This is a genomic window from Flavobacterium sp. 2, from assembly GCF_049949195.1.
Taxonomy (GTDB): Bacteria; Bacteroidota; Bacteroidia; order Flavobacteriales; family Flavobacteriaceae; genus Flavobacterium.
The window spans coordinates 4,933,457-4,950,144 of record NZ_CP188206.1; the positions used below are offsets into that span (position 1 = coordinate 4,933,457).

Annotated in this window: 14 protein-coding genes; 3 read left to right on the forward strand and 11 right to left on the reverse strand. The window is 34.3% G+C overall.

What is annotated here, in order from left to right:
* Positions 1–180: 180 nt before the first annotated feature.
* From ACNFIH_RS21475 to ACNFIH_RS21500, 6 genes are all read right to left on the reverse strand, one after another.
* Positions 181–975, reverse strand: coding sequence for a helix-turn-helix domain-containing protein (locus ACNFIH_RS21475; protein WP_426484716.1), 795 nt, complete (start codon positions 973–975; stop codon positions 181–183).
* A 477-nt stretch (positions 976–1,452) separates the two neighbouring features.
* The gene (locus ACNFIH_RS21480) at positions 1,453–2,436 is read right to left on the reverse strand and encodes a DUF2931 family protein (protein WP_426484717.1); all 984 of its coding nucleotides are present in this window, start codon (positions 2,434–2,436) and stop codon (positions 1,453–1,455) included.
* A 67-nt stretch (positions 2,437–2,503) separates the two neighbouring features.
* Positions 2,504–4,153, reverse strand: a complete 1,650-nt coding sequence (locus tag ACNFIH_RS21485) for a T6SS phospholipase effector Tle1-like catalytic domain-containing protein (RefSeq protein ID WP_426484718.1) — start codon at positions 4,151–4,153, stop codon at positions 2,504–2,506.
* A 390-nt stretch (positions 4,154–4,543) separates the two neighbouring features.
* Positions 4,544–5,632, reverse strand: a complete 1,089-nt coding sequence (locus ACNFIH_RS21490) for an efflux RND transporter periplasmic adaptor subunit (RefSeq protein WP_426484719.1) — start codon at positions 5,630–5,632, stop codon at positions 4,544–4,546.
* Positions 5,622–8,906 (reverse strand): efflux RND transporter permease subunit, encoded by a 3,285-nt coding sequence (locus ACNFIH_RS21495; protein ID WP_426484720.1) that lies wholly within the window; start codon positions 8,904–8,906, stop codon positions 5,622–5,624. The genes ACNFIH_RS21490 and ACNFIH_RS21495 overlap by 11 nt, the downstream gene beginning before the upstream one ends.
* Before the next feature lie 11 nt (positions 8,907–8,917).
* Entirely contained in the window at positions 8,918–10,303 is a 1,386-nt protein-coding gene (locus ACNFIH_RS21500) for a TolC family protein (RefSeq protein ID WP_142452173.1), read from the reverse strand.
* 164 nt (positions 10,304–10,467) lie between these two features.
* Here ACNFIH_RS21500 and ACNFIH_RS21505 point away from each other — a divergent pair, with 164 nt between their 5' ends.
* From ACNFIH_RS21505 to ACNFIH_RS21515, 3 genes are all read left to right on the forward strand, one after another.
* The gene (locus tag ACNFIH_RS21505; protein ID WP_035651006.1) at positions 10,468–11,505 is read left to right on the forward strand and encodes a sensor histidine kinase; all 1,038 of its coding nucleotides are present in this window, start codon (positions 10,468–10,470) and stop codon (positions 11,503–11,505) included.
* Positions 11,505–12,203: a LytR/AlgR family response regulator transcription factor gene (locus tag ACNFIH_RS21510; protein WP_035651009.1), complete on the forward strand. Its 699-nt coding sequence runs from the start codon at positions 11,505–11,507 to the stop codon at positions 12,201–12,203. Before ACNFIH_RS21505 ends, ACNFIH_RS21510 begins: the two co-directional genes overlap by 1 nt.
* Positions 12,204–12,374: 171 nt before the next feature.
* The gene (locus tag ACNFIH_RS21515) at positions 12,375–12,779 is read left to right on the forward strand and encodes a hypothetical protein (protein ID WP_238568004.1); all 405 of its coding nucleotides are present in this window, start codon (positions 12,375–12,377) and stop codon (positions 12,777–12,779) included.
* Positions 12,780–12,919: 140 nt separating this feature from the next.
* Here ACNFIH_RS21515 and ACNFIH_RS21520 read toward each other — a convergent pair whose 3' ends face one another.
* The 5 genes from ACNFIH_RS21520 to ACNFIH_RS21540 form a co-directional block, all read right to left on the reverse strand.
* Complete coding sequence (locus tag ACNFIH_RS21520) at positions 12,920–13,684, reverse strand: SDR family oxidoreductase (RefSeq protein WP_035651014.1); 765 nt, start codon at positions 13,682–13,684, stop codon at positions 12,920–12,922.
* A 139-nt stretch (positions 13,685–13,823) separates the two neighbouring features.
* Positions 13,824–14,546 (reverse strand): SDR family oxidoreductase, encoded by a 723-nt coding sequence (locus tag ACNFIH_RS21525; RefSeq protein WP_426484721.1) that lies wholly within the window; start codon positions 14,544–14,546, stop codon positions 13,824–13,826.
* Between the two features lie 168 nt (positions 14,547–14,714).
* Entirely contained in the window at positions 14,715–15,638 is a 924-nt protein-coding gene (locus tag ACNFIH_RS21530) for a helix-turn-helix domain-containing protein (protein WP_426484722.1), read from the reverse strand.
* A 93-nt stretch (positions 15,639–15,731) separates the two neighbouring features.
* On the reverse strand, positions 15,732–16,295 hold the full coding sequence (locus tag ACNFIH_RS21535; protein ID WP_426484723.1) for a 2'-5' RNA ligase family protein: 564 nt from the start codon (positions 16,293–16,295) through the stop codon (positions 15,732–15,734).
* Between the two features lie 25 nt (positions 16,296–16,320).
* Positions 16,321–16,635, reverse strand: a complete 315-nt coding sequence (locus tag ACNFIH_RS21540; RefSeq protein WP_142452182.1) for a hypothetical protein — start codon at positions 16,633–16,635, stop codon at positions 16,321–16,323.
* Between the last annotated feature and the right edge of the window lie 53 nt (positions 16,636–16,688).

A 16,688-nucleotide genomic window follows, 5' to 3' on the forward strand; every position in this document is an offset into this window, starting at 1 on the left:
GTGGTACTTTTTAAAGAATAGAGAATTCTGGAAAAAGCATGTAATTATGTGGGTGTATCATTAAATAGACCACAGATGGCACTGATTGAGCAGATTTACGCTGATAATTTTTTGCAGCAGCATGCAATAGAAAATCTGTGATAACCTGTTCAATCCGCGTTATCAGCGAGCCATTTTAAATCAAAGGCTAACCAATTTTTCTTTATAAGATTTTGGAGAAATATTAGTGTGCTTTTTGAAGAAGTTCGAAAAATAAAAAGGATCATTAAAACCCAAAGCATAAGCCGTTTCTTTAACCGATAGTTTCTCGTAAGTAAACAAACGTTTTGCTTCAGAAATAATCAATCCGAAGATGATATTTTGAGCGGTTTTATTGCAATGCAGTTTGGAGAGTTCATTCAATTTGGCTTCGGTAGTTCCAATTAAATTGGCAATTTCAGCAACCGAAAGGTTTTTGTCAAAATTCCCGCGAATCGCTTCCAGAAAATGAAGAAACAAAGCATCGGGTTTATAGATTTCTTCTCCGAGTTTTATTTTAGAACGATTGATTTCAATTAAAATCAATTGGATTCTGGAATGAATAGAGATGAGGTATTGATATGGTTTTTCTGCAATTTCCTGCTGAATAAGTTGTAGTGAATCAACAACCAATTTGTCGTCATCAACTTGAATTACTTCGTTCATTGCAAAATGACAGAACAAGCTGTTGTGAAAAATCAATTCAATATCATTATCATTTTTGCAGAAAAAATCATAAGTAAATTCAAGAACAAATCCGGTTGCTTTATTATTGTTTTTTATATAATGTATTTGACCAGAAGTTATGGTAATGACTGAATTTTTGGTAATAATATATTCATTTTCATCTACAGAAAGCGTCATTTCTCCCGATGTACAAAATAGAAGTACATATTTTAATACGCGTCTCGGATTTTGTAAATCTTCTGCTTGATCAAATGTTTTTATATCAATCATTTGTGATTCCGTTTTCTCAAAAATAGCGCTTTTTTATTTCAGATTTAAATTATTTATTACATAGTAATGCTGGCGCGAGCATCTCGCTCGTGCATACAGTCATGAACACACACTTTTTAGTAAACTTTAGTTTTCCAAATTTTAATTTTGTAGTTTGGTTGTAGCTGCTCTTTGCGTTCACGAGCGAGACGCTCGCGCCAGCAGGGGGGAAATCACACACGTTGATCGACAAAGATTGGCGACATACTTTGCGGAGTTTCTAGTGTGATCTCCCTTCGGTCGAAATGACAAACTAAACGTAATGACTCATTGCGTTCACGAGCGGGGGGCGGCTGAGTTTATTCTGTATTCGATAGCGCGGATTTGTAATCCGTGCCCGCAAAGATTGGTTATACCTGCATTATGTAAAACTGTTGCGAGCACGGATTGCAAATCCGCGCTATCGGGTATTCTGTTTTTAAAATTGTTATAAAAATTTTATTTATAAGATTCTTTAAATTCCCTGTCAGTTGTAAAAATTCTTTTACTAATCGTTTCTAAAGGCTTACCATTTAATGAAACTTCAAAATCTCTATTGTCAGCATCAATTTTTATTTGAATTTCATTGTCGTTATTATCTTGATTTTTAAACTCTTTATTGGTTTTCTCCCAATTAAAGAAAGCTCTTCCTTCGTATTTCTTCCCTTTACCAGTTTCCCAGAAAAAAGTAATAAGACTTGGAATAGCCCTTTCTTCTTTTTTAGGATGTAATACCATAGGTCTAAGCTTGCTTTCAAATTCAGCATTAAAATATTCTGTCAATACCCAGAAAAGCTTAAAGTTTTTATTTTCAGAAGTAATGATTGGTTTCCAAAAATATTTTATACGGTAGTTGTCCCATTTTTCTGGACTTGCATCTCGAATTAACGACATTTTTCTAACTTCTGGTCTTTTCATTGACCATGAAGCAAAAAGGTTAGCTTCTAAAGCCTGATCGTCTTGAACTCTTTCTGATTGGTAACGCCCAAGTTCTTTTTGAGTGCCACCAAAATTCAACCAAACGACCACCATTCCTTTTGGAGCAAAGCCGAAGATAAGATCATTAAATTCGTCATAAACTCTTTTTTGAGACGATTTTCTATCATAAATATATTCCTGAAGCTCTTCGTTGTTTTCTTCAATTTCTACATTTGAATAGAATCTTTTCGTCCAGTCTCTTATAGTGTCAATTGGAAAATCTGCATTTAAATGATAAAAGGCATCTTCATAACCTGCATAGTAAGTGATATCAGCGCCAATTGGAGTTCCATGTTGTGCTGTCCATACTTTGCGTGATTCTCCCCATTCACCAGAAGTACCACCATATGGTAATCCTGCCCTGACACCTTCAAGTGTCCTTATGCTGTCAGATACAAATTCAATTCTATATTTATTTTCGGGATGGGATATTTGTACGTGAAATTCAGGCAGTTCTTTTTTCATTTGGCAGTTTGTTAATGAATTAAATAAAATAATTAATAAAATAGAATCTAAAAGTTTATATCTGTTCTTACCCATGATGAATTTCTCTTTTTCTATATTGTTGTTCTAAGGCTCCTTCCTTTGATGGCGCCTGGCTTTCTCTTGATCCTAGACCAAATTGATTTGCTTTAACAGACCAATGCAGGTATTCGTTTCGTAGTGTCTTTAAATCTTCAAAATCAATATAATCTAAATAGGATATTTGTCTTAGTTCAGCCAAATATTTTTCAGAATCCCAGGAGTTTTGTTTCACATAACTATTGCGTAAATCATTGCAGGCTACCATATAGTTTAAAAGCTGATTGTATACGTTTTGTAAAAATGGGTCTTCAATTTCGTGCAGTTTTTTACTTAGGATATCATCATAAATAACTCCGAACTGTTTGGAGTAAAAGAACATTTTTTTGAGCGGGATTTTATCATAGGTGTTTCGCATTTTCCGTGAGCCTATTACACTGTAATAGGTATCTTCCATATGTTCAAATTTTTCTTTTTCCTTTTTTGTATTAATGAAGGATTGAGGAAATACCCCGGCTTTAATTTGATAATCCTTGTACCAGCCTTCCTTTATAACAATTTCTTTAAATTTGGCTACTTCTTCTTTAGAATTATGGATCATTTCATTGTAGAGTGACTCTTTTTTGTAATACAAAATGGCTGTTTCAAAAGCACGATCCTTATAAGAACCACCTATATCAGAGTGTACACCAGGCAGTGTATATTCAAGTCCGTTGATACCGGCACTGGTAATATCGGTCAAATCAAAATTTTCACGATATTCATCATTTGCTGCCAGCTGAAAAACAAAATGAGCTTTTTCTACTCCATCCAAATGCAAATCTTTAACATCGTTGCCATGATAAACTCCGTGTGAGGAAACGGTATCATATAATCCTACAAAATTGAATTTGATTTTTTTCGGTTTTATATCATTATTTAAAAGACAGGCAGCAAAATATCCATGTGCATGTACAAGAGGTTCATCTCTTTTTATTTTTATGTAGTCAGGATTTGTATCGCTTTCAAACGGAGGAACTGCATATGCATGTTCCCGATCTATCAATTGTAGTTTAGCAGGACTATTAGCGACATGCAAAAAATGTCTTGCTGCTGCGGCCCCACGACTAAACCCAAATACATTTACTTTTATTTCATCTATTTTTTTATCCCGATATTTTTTCTGTTTAAACTTTTTTCCAGCCTCGACACAAGCTTTTGTTACTTTAGCAACAATTCCACGGCTTCCTATGCCCATTGCCACGTCGGGTACAATGTCATCTTTTTTTAGATCCTCAGTAGCAATTCCTTCTATATAAACTGATACTTGATTAAAAACAGTAGTATCAATAGAATCATAACCGCGTGCTATATTGCTATAGTCATTAGTATAACTGTCATCTTCATGATTTGAAGTTTCATGGTCTTTTCCTACTTCAGTGTTCGTTTTATTGTTTTGTGTACCATCAAAGAAAATGTTTAAAGTGATATCTATTTCATTCGCCAATGAATCTGCAGGATGTAATGGCTCATAATCGTGATAAAAAATGCCATTTTCTTCTCCATGCCAAATGTTATGTTTAGCAGCATGGATGTTAAGATCTCCATTTGTTGCATGTATTTCTATATTACCAGTTGCAGTTATTGTGAGTTTTCCTTCAACTATTGTTGTTTTGCTCATAGCCTATAGTTTGGTTTTTATAAATTTTAACGTTGATTATTTGTTATGTTTTAGTAAGATCTTCTAAATTTTTATTTAAATAGAGTGGTAATAAATTTGGGTTATAGAAGTAAATATAGGTAGAGTGTTATCTTATAAATAGTTAGTATAAGACATAAAAATAACAGAATAGGCTTGAATTATGGGGTTATTATGAAGATATCAGTAATCATGTCTAAATTTTATGAACAACAGCATATAAAAAAGAGCGGCACTAAAAATAGTACCGCTCCCTTTTCAAAATAAATTTAATTTTGCATTTTAAAACCAAATCAAATTTTAAAATGCCGCATTCATAAATAAATGCGTACAGTTTTTGGGTAATCTACTAAAAAGAAGACTAAACGCAGGTTATTCGTTTATTATATCGCCTTCCTTAGTTTCTTCGCTGGCAATTTTTACCAGTTTATCTTTTAGAGTCAAATCACCGAAAATTTCAATTTTATCGTCGATTTCTCTTCCTTTTTTAATGTCAACTCTTGTGGCTTTGTGGTTTACCACTTTTACCACATAAATTCCTTCTGCAGAACTTACTACCGCTGATTTTGGCACTACAAATGTGCTGTCTTTCGCGTTAAGCGGTAATAAAACTTCGGCAACCATTCCTGGCAACAAATCGCCTTTTGTGTTGTGAACGTCCATTTCGACTCTTTCAGAACGTAATTTTAAATCCAAAGCGCCAGACATTCTTGTAATTGTTGCTTTAAAAGTTTCTGGCAATGATTTTACGTTGAAACTCATTTCGTCGCCTTGGCGCAAATATCCTGTGTACAATTCCGGAACCGAAACTGCTAAACGCAATTTGTTTTGCTCCTGAATTGTCAATAAAGGCAAATCAGAACCTTTTCCTGACGGACCAACAAATGTTCCTAAATTTACATTTCTAGCCGCTACAACACCGTCAAACGGCGCACGAATTTCTAAATAACCTCTTATAATCGAAATTTCTTTGTGCGCTGCAATCGCGGCTTGATATTGTGCGTAATCAGAGTTTTTCTTTCCGTTTGCCATTTCTAAATCATTTTTAGAAATAGTTCCTTCCACTTTGCTCGTTTCATACAAACGGTTGTACGTGCTTTTGCTGGTTGCATAAATAGCTTCCATCGATTTTAATCTCGATTCGGCTGCAGCCAATTGTGAACTGATTTCAGGCGCTTCCAAAACAATTAAAAGCTGCCCTTTTTTTACTTTGGAACCAATATCAACTTTTAAATCTTTTACGAAACTGCTCACTTTTGCATATAAATCTACTTGTTGAAAACCAGTTAATTCGGCTGGTAAACGCAATTCGGTAGTCAGTTTTTCTTTTTCTAAAAGAAAAGTTTCTGTTTTAGGTTCGATTTCTGCCGTAACAACTTCTTCTTTTTTAGAATTACAGCTGTTCAGGAAAAATAATGCTGAAAAAAACAGCGCGCTATATTTTATAATTTTAGTGTTCATTTTTTGGTTTTAAAGATGAGATATAATGGATGCTTTCTTCGTCTTCAGGATCTAAAGAAACAGATTGTGTTGTTGTTTTTTCTTGTGCCCACGCAAATATCTGCGGAAGGATTAAAAGTACGGCAAAAGTAGAAAATAATAATCCACCGATAACCGCTCTTCCTAACGGAGAAACCTGATCGCCTCCTTCGCCGTGTCCAATCGCCATTGGCAACATTCCCATAATCATCGCAACTGATGTCATGATAATCGGACGAAGACGCAATGCCGCAGCTTCACGTGCCGATTCTAATGCATTTCCGTTTCGCTTACGCAATTGCTCGGCATTGGTAACCAATAAAACCGCATTGGCAATCGAAACCCCAACCGACATGATGATTCCCATGTACGATTGTAAATTCAATGTTGAACCAGTCAAGGTCAGCATTATTAAGGCTCCCAAAACTACCGCCGGAACGGTTGTTAAAATTACCAGTGAAACTTTGAATGACTGGAAATTAGCGGCTAACATTAAGAAGATTACAAAAATGGCAACCAATAATCCTACTTGTAAACTGCTTAATGTTTCTTCCAATACTTTACTCAAACCGATTGGCGTAATGAATAACCCCCTAGGTAATTCTCCCAATGAATTTATAGTTGCAGCAACATCTTTTGACGCGGTCCCCAAATCGGTCTGGTTGATGTTTGCTGTAACGGTAATGTACGGCATTGCCCCTAAATTGTCATTTTCACCGCTGACAAAGCTTGGTGTAATTTTAGCAACGTCACTTAAAACTGGACGAAGAGAGTTTTTCAATACTGGAATTTCTCCAATATCGGTTTTGCTTTTCATTTTGTTCAATGGCACTTGCACCTGAACGTTATATGATAATCCGGCTCTTTCATCGACCCAAGTATTTTTCTCGGTATATCTTGATGATGAGGTTGAAGCCACAAGTGATCTCGAAATATCGTTCATATCAACGCCTAATTCGGCGGCACGAGTTCTGTCAATATCAATATTCATTGCTGGATAATGAATTGGCTGACCAATTTGAACGTCTCTGAAATAGGAAATTGCTTTTAGTTTTTCAACAATCTGATTGGCGTATAATTCATTTCTTTTTTTGTCTTTTCCTGCAATTCGAACTTCGATTGGAGTAGGAGAACCTTGGCTTAAAACTTTATCAGTCAATTCGATTGGTTCGAAAGAAAGTTTAGTATCAGGCAATACTTTTTTTAGTCTTGCTCTAAATTCATCTTTAAAGTCATCCATGTCTTCGTGATATTCTTTCAAACTCACTTGGAAAACTGCTTCGTGAGAACCTGCCATGAATAAATAAATTGGGTTGATTGAGAATAGAGAAGGGTGCTGGCCGACATAAACAGAGGAGATTCCGATATGTTCTTTCCCAACCATTTTTTCCAGTTCTTTCAAAACAATTCTCGCTTGTTCTTCTGTTCTTTCTAAACGCGTTCCGTCAACAGCGCGTATTCTCAATTGAAACTGACTTGAATTGGTTCTTGGGAAAACATCTTTTCCAATAAAAGTAATTAATAGAATAGCTAATGCCGTAGCAGAAATCAAATACGTAATACTTGTTATTTTTTTATGAACGAATAAACGATCCAGCAATTTCATAAAGCGGACTTTGAATCGCTCAAACGGACTTATTTTTCCGTTTTGATCGGTATCCAATCTTTCAACCATTACTTTTTTCTGCGTAATCAAATCTTGTTCAGATTCTGGCGTCAATCCGCAAGCGTTAAATTCTGCTTCATCATCTGTGATTTCAGGTGTATGTTCGTGTTTTTCATGTCCTTTCATCAACCAGTTTGCCATTACAGGAACAAATGTCTGAGATAATAAGAATGAAATTACCATTGAAAAACCAATTGCTAAAGCCAAAGGCAAAAACAACGCTCCTGGAATACCAACCATTGTAAATGCTGGTGCAAATACGGCCAAAATACAAAGCAAAATCAATAATTTAGGCAACGCAATTTCCTGACAGGCATCCCAAATGGCGAGTGCTTTTGGTTTTCCCATGTCAAGATGCTGGTGAATATTTTCAATTGTTACGGTACTTTCATCCACCAGAATACCAATTGCCAAAGCCAATCCTGATAATGACATCAAGTTGATTGTTTGACCGAATAATTTTAGGAATAAAACTCCAGAAATAATCGAAATCGGAATTGTCAAGATTACGATCAAAGCCGCACGACGGTCGCCAAGGAATAATAAAACCATTAATCCGGTTAAAACTGCTCCAATAATTCCTTCAGTAATCAAACTTTTTACCGAGTTGATTACATAAACAGATTGGTCAAATTCGTATGATAATTTTACGTCTTCAGGAAGTGTGCTCTGGATTTTTGGCAATTCAGCTTTTAATTTCTGAACCACATCCCAAGTCGAAGCATCTCCCGCTTTTGCAATACTGATGTAAACCGAACGTTTTCCGTTTACCAAGGCATAACCCGCAGTAATATCGGCACCGTCTTTTACAACTGCTACATCACCTAATTTTAGGTTTTGAACACTTCCTTTAAATAGCGGAATATTTTCAAAATCTTTAATTTCTTTAATCGTATTGTTGGTTGGCGTAATATAGTTTTTGTCGCCCATACGAACGTTTCCTGATGGCGCCGTCTGGTTATTTAAACGAATCGCCTCTACGATTTGATCTGGCGTCATATTGTGAGAACGCAATAAATCGGGATCTACGTTAATCTCAATAGTTCTTGGACTTCCTCCAAACGGAGCTGGAGATAATAAACCAGGAATTGAGGTAAATGAAGCACGAACATAAACGTTGGCCAAATCCTGCAATTCATTGTTTGATCTGATTTTACTGCTCAAAACCAATTGTCCGATTGGTAATGAAGAAGCATCAAAACGAATGATAAACGGAGGTTGTGTTCCTGGAGGGAAAACCGCCTGGATTCTGTTTGAAAGTGCACTCAACTCGGCAGCAGCCTGAGCCATATTTGTACCTTCGTAATAGGTTAATTTCATAATCATTAACCCTTGAATGTTTTTGGTTTCTACTGATTTTATACCATTCGAGAAAGGTAAAACATTCACGTAGTTTTTGGCAAAATAAGCTTCCATTTGGTCTGGCGTATAACCTCCAAACGGATGCGCAATATAAATTACCGGCAAGTTCATTTTTGGCAAAATATCTACCTTAATGTCCTTGATGGCACCAATTCCGAAGAAAAATAGACCCGCAACCAATACTAAGATGGAGATGGGCTTGCGGAGTGCAAAACGTATTAAATTCATTTGGCTTTTAATTAAAATTCATTTATAAATAAGTCAAAATTGCCCGTTGCAGCAACTTTCAGCAAAAACGACTGCCATACATTATTGTTGACGATATCACGGTCGATTTCGGCGCGGTTTAACGTAAACATGGTTTGAGTTAAATCGGTTAAATCAGTTAAGCCGTTTTTGTACAAAGTCGATTTCTGAATATAAGCACGTTGTGCGGCATTGACCTGAATTGGCGCTTCGGCATAATTTTCCAAAGTGATTTTTATTTTGTCCTCGGCAAAAGTCAACTGCGATTGCAATTCTCTGCTCGCCTGATTGTATTCTTCCTGCAAAGCCTGAGAAACAAATTTTTGAGACGTTACTTGTTTGTTGGCTCTAAAAGGCGTCGTCAAATTCCAAGTAATTCCAACTCCAACCAAATAATTAGAGCGATCCGGATTTACGCCATCCCAATAATTTCTACTGAAGTTTGACTGATCTACTGCATAACCTGTTTCAAAACCCGAGGCTCTGGTTTGTAAAACACCAAAAGCGCTCATCGTTGGATAATAAAAACGTTTGTATAATTTAACTTGTTGATTGCTGTAATCAATCTTCGTTTTATAAAATTGCAATAAAGGATGCAAACTATCAGTTGAAGCCGTTGATCTTAAAACCTCTTTCGGAATTTGATTTACGAATAAAGTATCTGCAATAAAATCCTGAGGCGCAACGCCCATTAAATCAACTAATTTATTGTTTTGTTCTTTTACAAAATTTCGCGCAAGATTCAAGGCGATTTTTGCTTTTGAAACTTCAGCAGTTGCTAAGGTCGAATCAACTCCAGCCAATAATCCGTTTTTAACTCGGGCAACAGCTGTCTTTTTGAAAACTTCTGCACGGCTTAAATTCTTTTGCTGTGAAATCAGTAACCTTTGGCTTGCCAATAAATTCAAATAAGCAGCCGAAATTTTAATTTTCTGCTGAAACATTTCCTGCTCTAAATCTTTTTCTTTTGCCTGAACATCAACTTTTGCTAAATTGATTTTTTCCTGAGTTTTTCCGAAAGTAAAAAAGTCCCAGTTCATGTTCACTAAATATAAAGCACCGAATGCAGAATTCCAGTTTTGTTCTGGTAATGCTGGTCCGGAAGAAGCTGTTCCTAAACCATTAAATCCGTAAAGCGCACCATTTTGGCCATTAATAGTTCCATAATCTTGTTGTGCGGATAAATTAAGATTAGGAAGATAATCACGTCGAGATTGTTTTAATGTCTCTTTTGAGGCACTGGCGTAATTGTTTTTTGCTTTGATCGAACCATAGTTTTCGAGACCTGTTTTTATTGCTTCTTTTAAAGACAAGGTTTGTGAATAACCATTTGAGGCTAAAATCAAGAAAAATAATAAAGTAATTTTTTTGAAATACATAAAACTCAAAGTGTGAAATTAAAGCGCAAATTTATTTCTCTTATGCTGATAAAGCTCAGGTTAAGTGATGTACTGCACTGATAAATGACCAATTCAATTTGTCATTTTTTGGAAAAAATAATTAAATATTTGTCCGTACTTTGTACACTATTTAAGTTTTAAAAATGAATAAAAAGATTGATAATATTTTGGATAACAAGTGGTGGCAGGAAATTGCTGTTGTCCTTTTTTCATTTACAATTTATACGTTAAAAAATGACTGGATGCTTTTCAGCTCCGTTACTTCCATTTTAATGGGGATTTTTTTCTATTTCATTTTGTACATGCATGCGCAGTTCAATCGGTTTTTTCTTCTTCCTATATTATTCAAAACCCAGCGTCCTTTAACTTATATTTTTCTGACTCTTTTCGGGGTTTTTGTGTTCTCTGTTATTTTGTATGAAATCACAATGCTGGATATGTTCAGTAATTGCCGTTTGTATCAGAATTCGCATCAAAGAAGTTATGTGTACCAATTGGCGAGTGTTTTAGGAACTTTGGTTTGTATTTTAAGTCCGATTATTGTTTTTAAATTCTACAGAATCCATAAAAGAAGAACTGACGAAACTTTGCTGTTTAATCAAATGCAGTTGAATTCCTTAAAAGGGCAATTGAATCCGCATTTTTTATTTAATACCTTTAATACGCTTTACGGAATCAGCTTGGAATTCCCCGATCGAACTCCAGATTTGATTATGAAAGTATCGCAATTAATGCGTTATCAGCTCGAAAGCAATAATAAACAATGCGTATCTTTAGAAGATGAATTGGAATTTATAAACAGTTATGTGCAGCTCGAAAAGGAACGAGTAGGTTATCGTTGTGATATTACTTTTGACAGTAAAGTGGATAATGAAAATGCCTATAAAATTTCGCCGATGCTATTGATTGCTTTTATTGAAAATGCGTTTAAGCATGGAACCTGTGCGATTGAAAAATGTTTTGTCCGAATTTTTATTACGGCTGAAAACGGATACCTTCATTTGCACGTTGTCAATTCAATTCCGACAAAAAAAACAGATGTGGTTTCGACTAAAATTGGTTTAAAAAACACCATCGAGCGTCTGAATTTAATTTATGGGAAAGACTATAAATTAGATATTCAGGATGAAAAAAATACCTATATAATTGATTTGAAATTGCAGTTGAAAAAGTTTTTATAATGAAAGAGCCAAAAAAATGTATAATTGTTGATGATGAGCCGGCGGCGCATTATGTTTTGGCGAATTATATCAAACAGAATCCGCAATTAGAATTGGTTTTTCAAGGATATAACGGAATTGAAGCAATGGATTATCTGCGTGAAAATCACGTCGATTTAATGTTTTTGGATATCAATATGCCTGAGATTTCAGGAATGGAATTATTAAAGATTATTCCAAATCATCCGAAGACAATTTTAACGACAGCTTATTCTGAATTTGCTTTAGAAAGTTACGATTACGGTGTAATTGATTATTTGCTGAAACCTATTTATTTTCCAAGATTTTTAAAAGCAGTTGACCGATTTTTCTCTACAGAAACATTAAAAGTAAAAGAAGAAGAAACTATTGTAAACTCAATAAGCGTTAAAGTCGATGGTTATTTTATTGATATAGAATTAGATCAACTTTTGTACGCACAGAGTTTTGGAAATTACGTTAAACTTCACACCATTAAGCGTACGTATCTGGCTTCAATAACTACGACTGAATTAGAGAAATGTTTGCCAGAAAAAAGCTTTATTCGAATTCATAAATCGTATATCGTTGCGCTTGATAAAATTGAAGAAACAGAAAAAGATTTTGTGGTCATCAAACACGAAAAATTACCAATTGGAATTACATATAAAAGAGAATTATCAGACCGTTTAAAAAGATAAGAAATTGTTGATAATTTTTTTGAAGGCCTTCATTTAATCTTCATTTAAAAGTAGTAATTTTAATACGATATTTCAAGGCTATTAATTTGTAAATGAGGAATTATGAGAAATTTTTTGCTGATTGTTCTTTTTTTATTCAATGGTTTTCTTTTTGCGCAAGAAGGCATAAACATGAAGAAAGTAATAACGCCTCCGGAAAAGGTACGATTTGCTTTTGAGAAAGAATATCCCGGAAAAACTGCGGTTTGGTCTGAAGAATATGTTGGCGATGATGATGACGAAGTTCGTTATGAAGCGAAATTCAATAAAGATAAAAACACAAAAGCAGTGGCAATTTATGATAATTCAGGAGTTTTGAAAGCGTTCCAACTTCAAATTCCTTTAAGTAAACTGCCAATTAATGCGCAGACTTATTTAAAGAAGAATTATTCGCCAAAAGCCATTAAAGAAATTGCGGTTGTTGTTGATGATAAAAATAAAACAACGTATGAAGTTGGAGTTACTAAAGACTCAAAATTTTATGATGTTGTTTTTGATAAAGATGGTGACTTTAATGTCTCTATCGAGAAAAATTGAAATATACTTGCTTACTAATTCAATATATTTAAAAAGGCAAACCCGGCAGTTTTTAACGACTGTCGGGTTTTGTTTTTTATAATGAGTTATGAGTTATGAGTTTGATAATTAACCATCAACCATGAACAATTAACCATTAATTAAAGCATCATTCCGCCTGAAGCTTCAATACGCTGTGCGTTTACCCAGCGTGCATCTTCGGTACATAAAAATGCAACAACGCCACCAATATCGTCTGGTAAACCAACTCTTCCTAAAGCAGTCACAGAAGCAATTTGTTGATTCATTTGTTCATTATCGCGAACAACGCCTCCGCCAAAATCAGTTTCGATGGCGCCTGGAGCCACAACATTTGCTCTGATTTTTCTTGCGCCCAATTCTTTTGCCTGATATTTGGTTAAAGTTTCAATCGCACCTTTCATAGAAGCGTAGGCTGCGTAACCAGGGAAAGAAAATCGTGCTAAACCAGTTGAAATATTTACAATTCCGCCACCGTCATTCATTACATTTAATGCTTTTTGGGTCAAGAAAAACGGACCTTTAAACTGAATATTAGTCAATTGATCAAACTCAGCTTCAGTTGTTCCAATGAATGAATTGTGAATCCCGATTCCTGCATTATTCACCAAAAAGTCAAATTTGTCCGTTTTGAAAGTATTTTTTAACGCGGTTTTTACTTCTTCAAAAAAAGAATCAAAAGTCCCAGAATCAGCAACATTCAATTGAAGTGAAGCTGCTTTTTGCCCTAAGTTTTCAATTTCTTTAACTACTGAATCAGCTTCTTCTTTTTTGCTGTTGTAAGTTATGATTACGTCGATTCCTTTTTTTGCAATTGCAATTGCCATATTTTTCCCTAAACCTCTGCTTCCTCCTGTAACCAGAGCTATTTTTGTATTTACTGCCATGTTTTTTTAATTGTTAATTATGAATTGTTAATTATGAATTGTTAATTGTGAATGGTTAATTGTGAATGGTTAATTGTGAATGGTGAAATGTCAAATGCTTTATCTTTTTAATTAACAATTTACCATTTATCATTTACCATTAATTATGCATTGCATTGAAATGATTTCTTAAATCTTCTGCGCTAGCGTTTAATCTTGTTTCGCTGGTTCCAAAAGTAAGTTCTGATCTTCCTTCTTTTAGTTGTTCAAAGATTGATTCAATAAAACTGCTTACGCTTGGGTGCGCGTCATGTAGACCAATTCCGCCTAAATCTGTGTTTAATGCTGGTGGAATAATTTCAATTACTTCGATATTTTTCGCTTTTAGCAAATGACGAAGTGAAAGTGTAAACGAGCGGAAAAATGCTTTTGTAGCCGAATAAACCGGAACTTTCGCAAAAGGAGAAAATGCCAATCCAGAAGTTACATTCATTACAGTTGTCAATGATTTCAACTGAATAAATAAAGACGTTAAATGTAATGGAGCTTCAATATTAGTGGTAAGCTCTGATTTCATACTTTCGTAGAACTCAGCATCTGTAACTGAAACCCATTTCTGAATTCCTGCATTATTGATTAAAACGTTTAAATCTGGATGATTTTCAGAAATCCATTCATAAAGTGCAATACGCTCTTTTTCTACAGATAAGTCACAAACTTTGGTAATAACTGAAGGAAATTTAGCTTTCACTTCATTTAAAACCGATTCTCTTCTTCCGCAAATTATAACAGTATTGTTTTCCTGAATAAATCGTTCGGCAAGCCCAAGCCCGATACCGCTTGCACCGCCTGTTATTAAAATTTTGTTGTTTGATAAATTCATCTTTTCGATCTTTTAAATTGATAAGACAAAGGTAGGAGTGAAGTAGATGTGGAGAATTGTAAATATCAAACCGATGTTTGCAAAATTCAAATCACGTATTAAATTTTTAATTTATAGATTTCAAACCTGAAACCTGAAACCTGAAACCTGAAACCTGAAACAAAACAATTAAGACCTAAAAGCCAAAGGCGTCAAAGAAGTTTGCTTTTTAAAAAAGTTAGAAAAATGCGCCAATTCTTCAAAACCAAGTGAATAAGCGATTTCAGAAATGTTCCAATCCGTTTGTTTTAAAAGGATTTTGGCTTCGTTGGTCAATCTTGAACTAATTAATTCGGTTGTGGTTTTTCCTGTATTTTCTTTTAAAACCTTATTTAAATGATTGACGTGAACGGATAATCGGGCTGCAAAATCTTTCGCAGTCCTTAATTCTAATTTCTGATGCGGAGATTCAATCGGGAATTGTCTCTCTAATAATTCGGCAAATAAAGAGGAAACTCGTGCTGCAGAATTATGTTTAGAATACAATGCCGTAATAGGTTGTAATTTTTGTCCAAAGTGAATTAATTCCGCAACATAATTTCGGATTAAATCGTATTTATAGATATAATCCGAATTGATTTCTTTTTGTATTTTATTGAAAATCAATTCAACTTCAGAAACTTCTTCGTCTGAAAGCTGAAAAATTGGATAACCATCTGAAGCAAAAATTGGAAGCTCATCTAAGTCAATTCCGCTTTTATTTTTGGATAAAAATTCACTGGTAAAAACACAAAATTGTCCACCTTGATTGGTGTCTTGCGGTAAATAGTTATACGGAATTTTTGGAGTGGCGAACAACAATCCCTGTTTTTCTATTTCAATTACTTTATCAGCATATTCAGCTTTGTTGTGACCTCTAATAAGACTTATTTTGTAATAAGCTCTTCTGTCATAAGGCATTCCAGGTTTTCCTTTCATACGTTCCAGAAGCTCTTTAATATCAAAAACATTAAAATGACCAATTTCTTTTTGGATATCATTTGGCAACAATGAATTTGGTTCAACGCTTGAGCCTTCAGTAATGTCTTTATAAAATGAATCTAGAGATTTCATATTGTTATGAATTGTAAAATTCAAATATACGAAAAATATAAGTTTGTTTTTTTTAGTTTTAAGTTTCAGGTTTCAAGTTTCCTTTTTTTGTGGTTAAAAAAGACTTCCCTGAACAAATTCAAGTTCTGGATTATTACCAAAGGGAATTGTGTCAATTACAAAAAACTGTTTTACTATGGGATCAAATTCTCTTAAAACAATTTCGTTGCATTCAAATTGAAGATCAATTGTGGTAAAAAGTTCAGAAGCTATTTTAAGGTTTTCTGGAGTTAATCTTCTTCCAATAGATAAATGCGGCTCATCACTTTTTTTTAGCTTTAAAGATTTCAAAGTTTCATGAATCTTTTTCATGATGGGTTTTAGATTGTTTTTTGAATCTTCAGTTGGAGCAATAAAAAAAGCACCACTGTTTTCAAAGCTTGAAAAATGATTTAGACTTACTTGAAAAGGAGTAAATGTGTCACAAGTTTTTAAAAGTTTTTTGGTGTAAATGCTAAGTTGTGATTCCTCGATTGTGAATTCGCAAATTGTAATATGTGCTACAGAATTGCAACTGTTGTACCATTTGATTTTACTTCTTAAAAAATCCTTCATTGTCTTGATAGCATCAATAACTTCTGGTGAAGGATGAAATACAACAGAATATGTTTTCTCCATTTTTAAGGCTTTGGTTTGAACAAATTTAAAGTTTTCCCTTTAAATATAATCGATGCATAATTTCAGATTTCAATAAACCGCTTCCACCGCCAAAATGCTCAATTACTTCAACATTTGGTTGTTGTTTTAGGCAAAATGAAGTAAATTCTTTTTCGACATGGTCTTCGATTCCAGAACTTAAAAGAACAATATCAATTTTATGATTTTGAAAATATTCCTGTGCTTCTTTTTCATTGTTAAAAGCAACAGCATTCCAATTTTCATCTGCATTTACTAATCGAAGCAAAATAGCTAAAATGGCTTCGTTTTTTCCGAGCAATAAGAATTCAAGCGTTTTCATAGTATTTCAGTTTTCAAAGCAAATTTATTGGTTAAATCGTGATTCCAACTTAA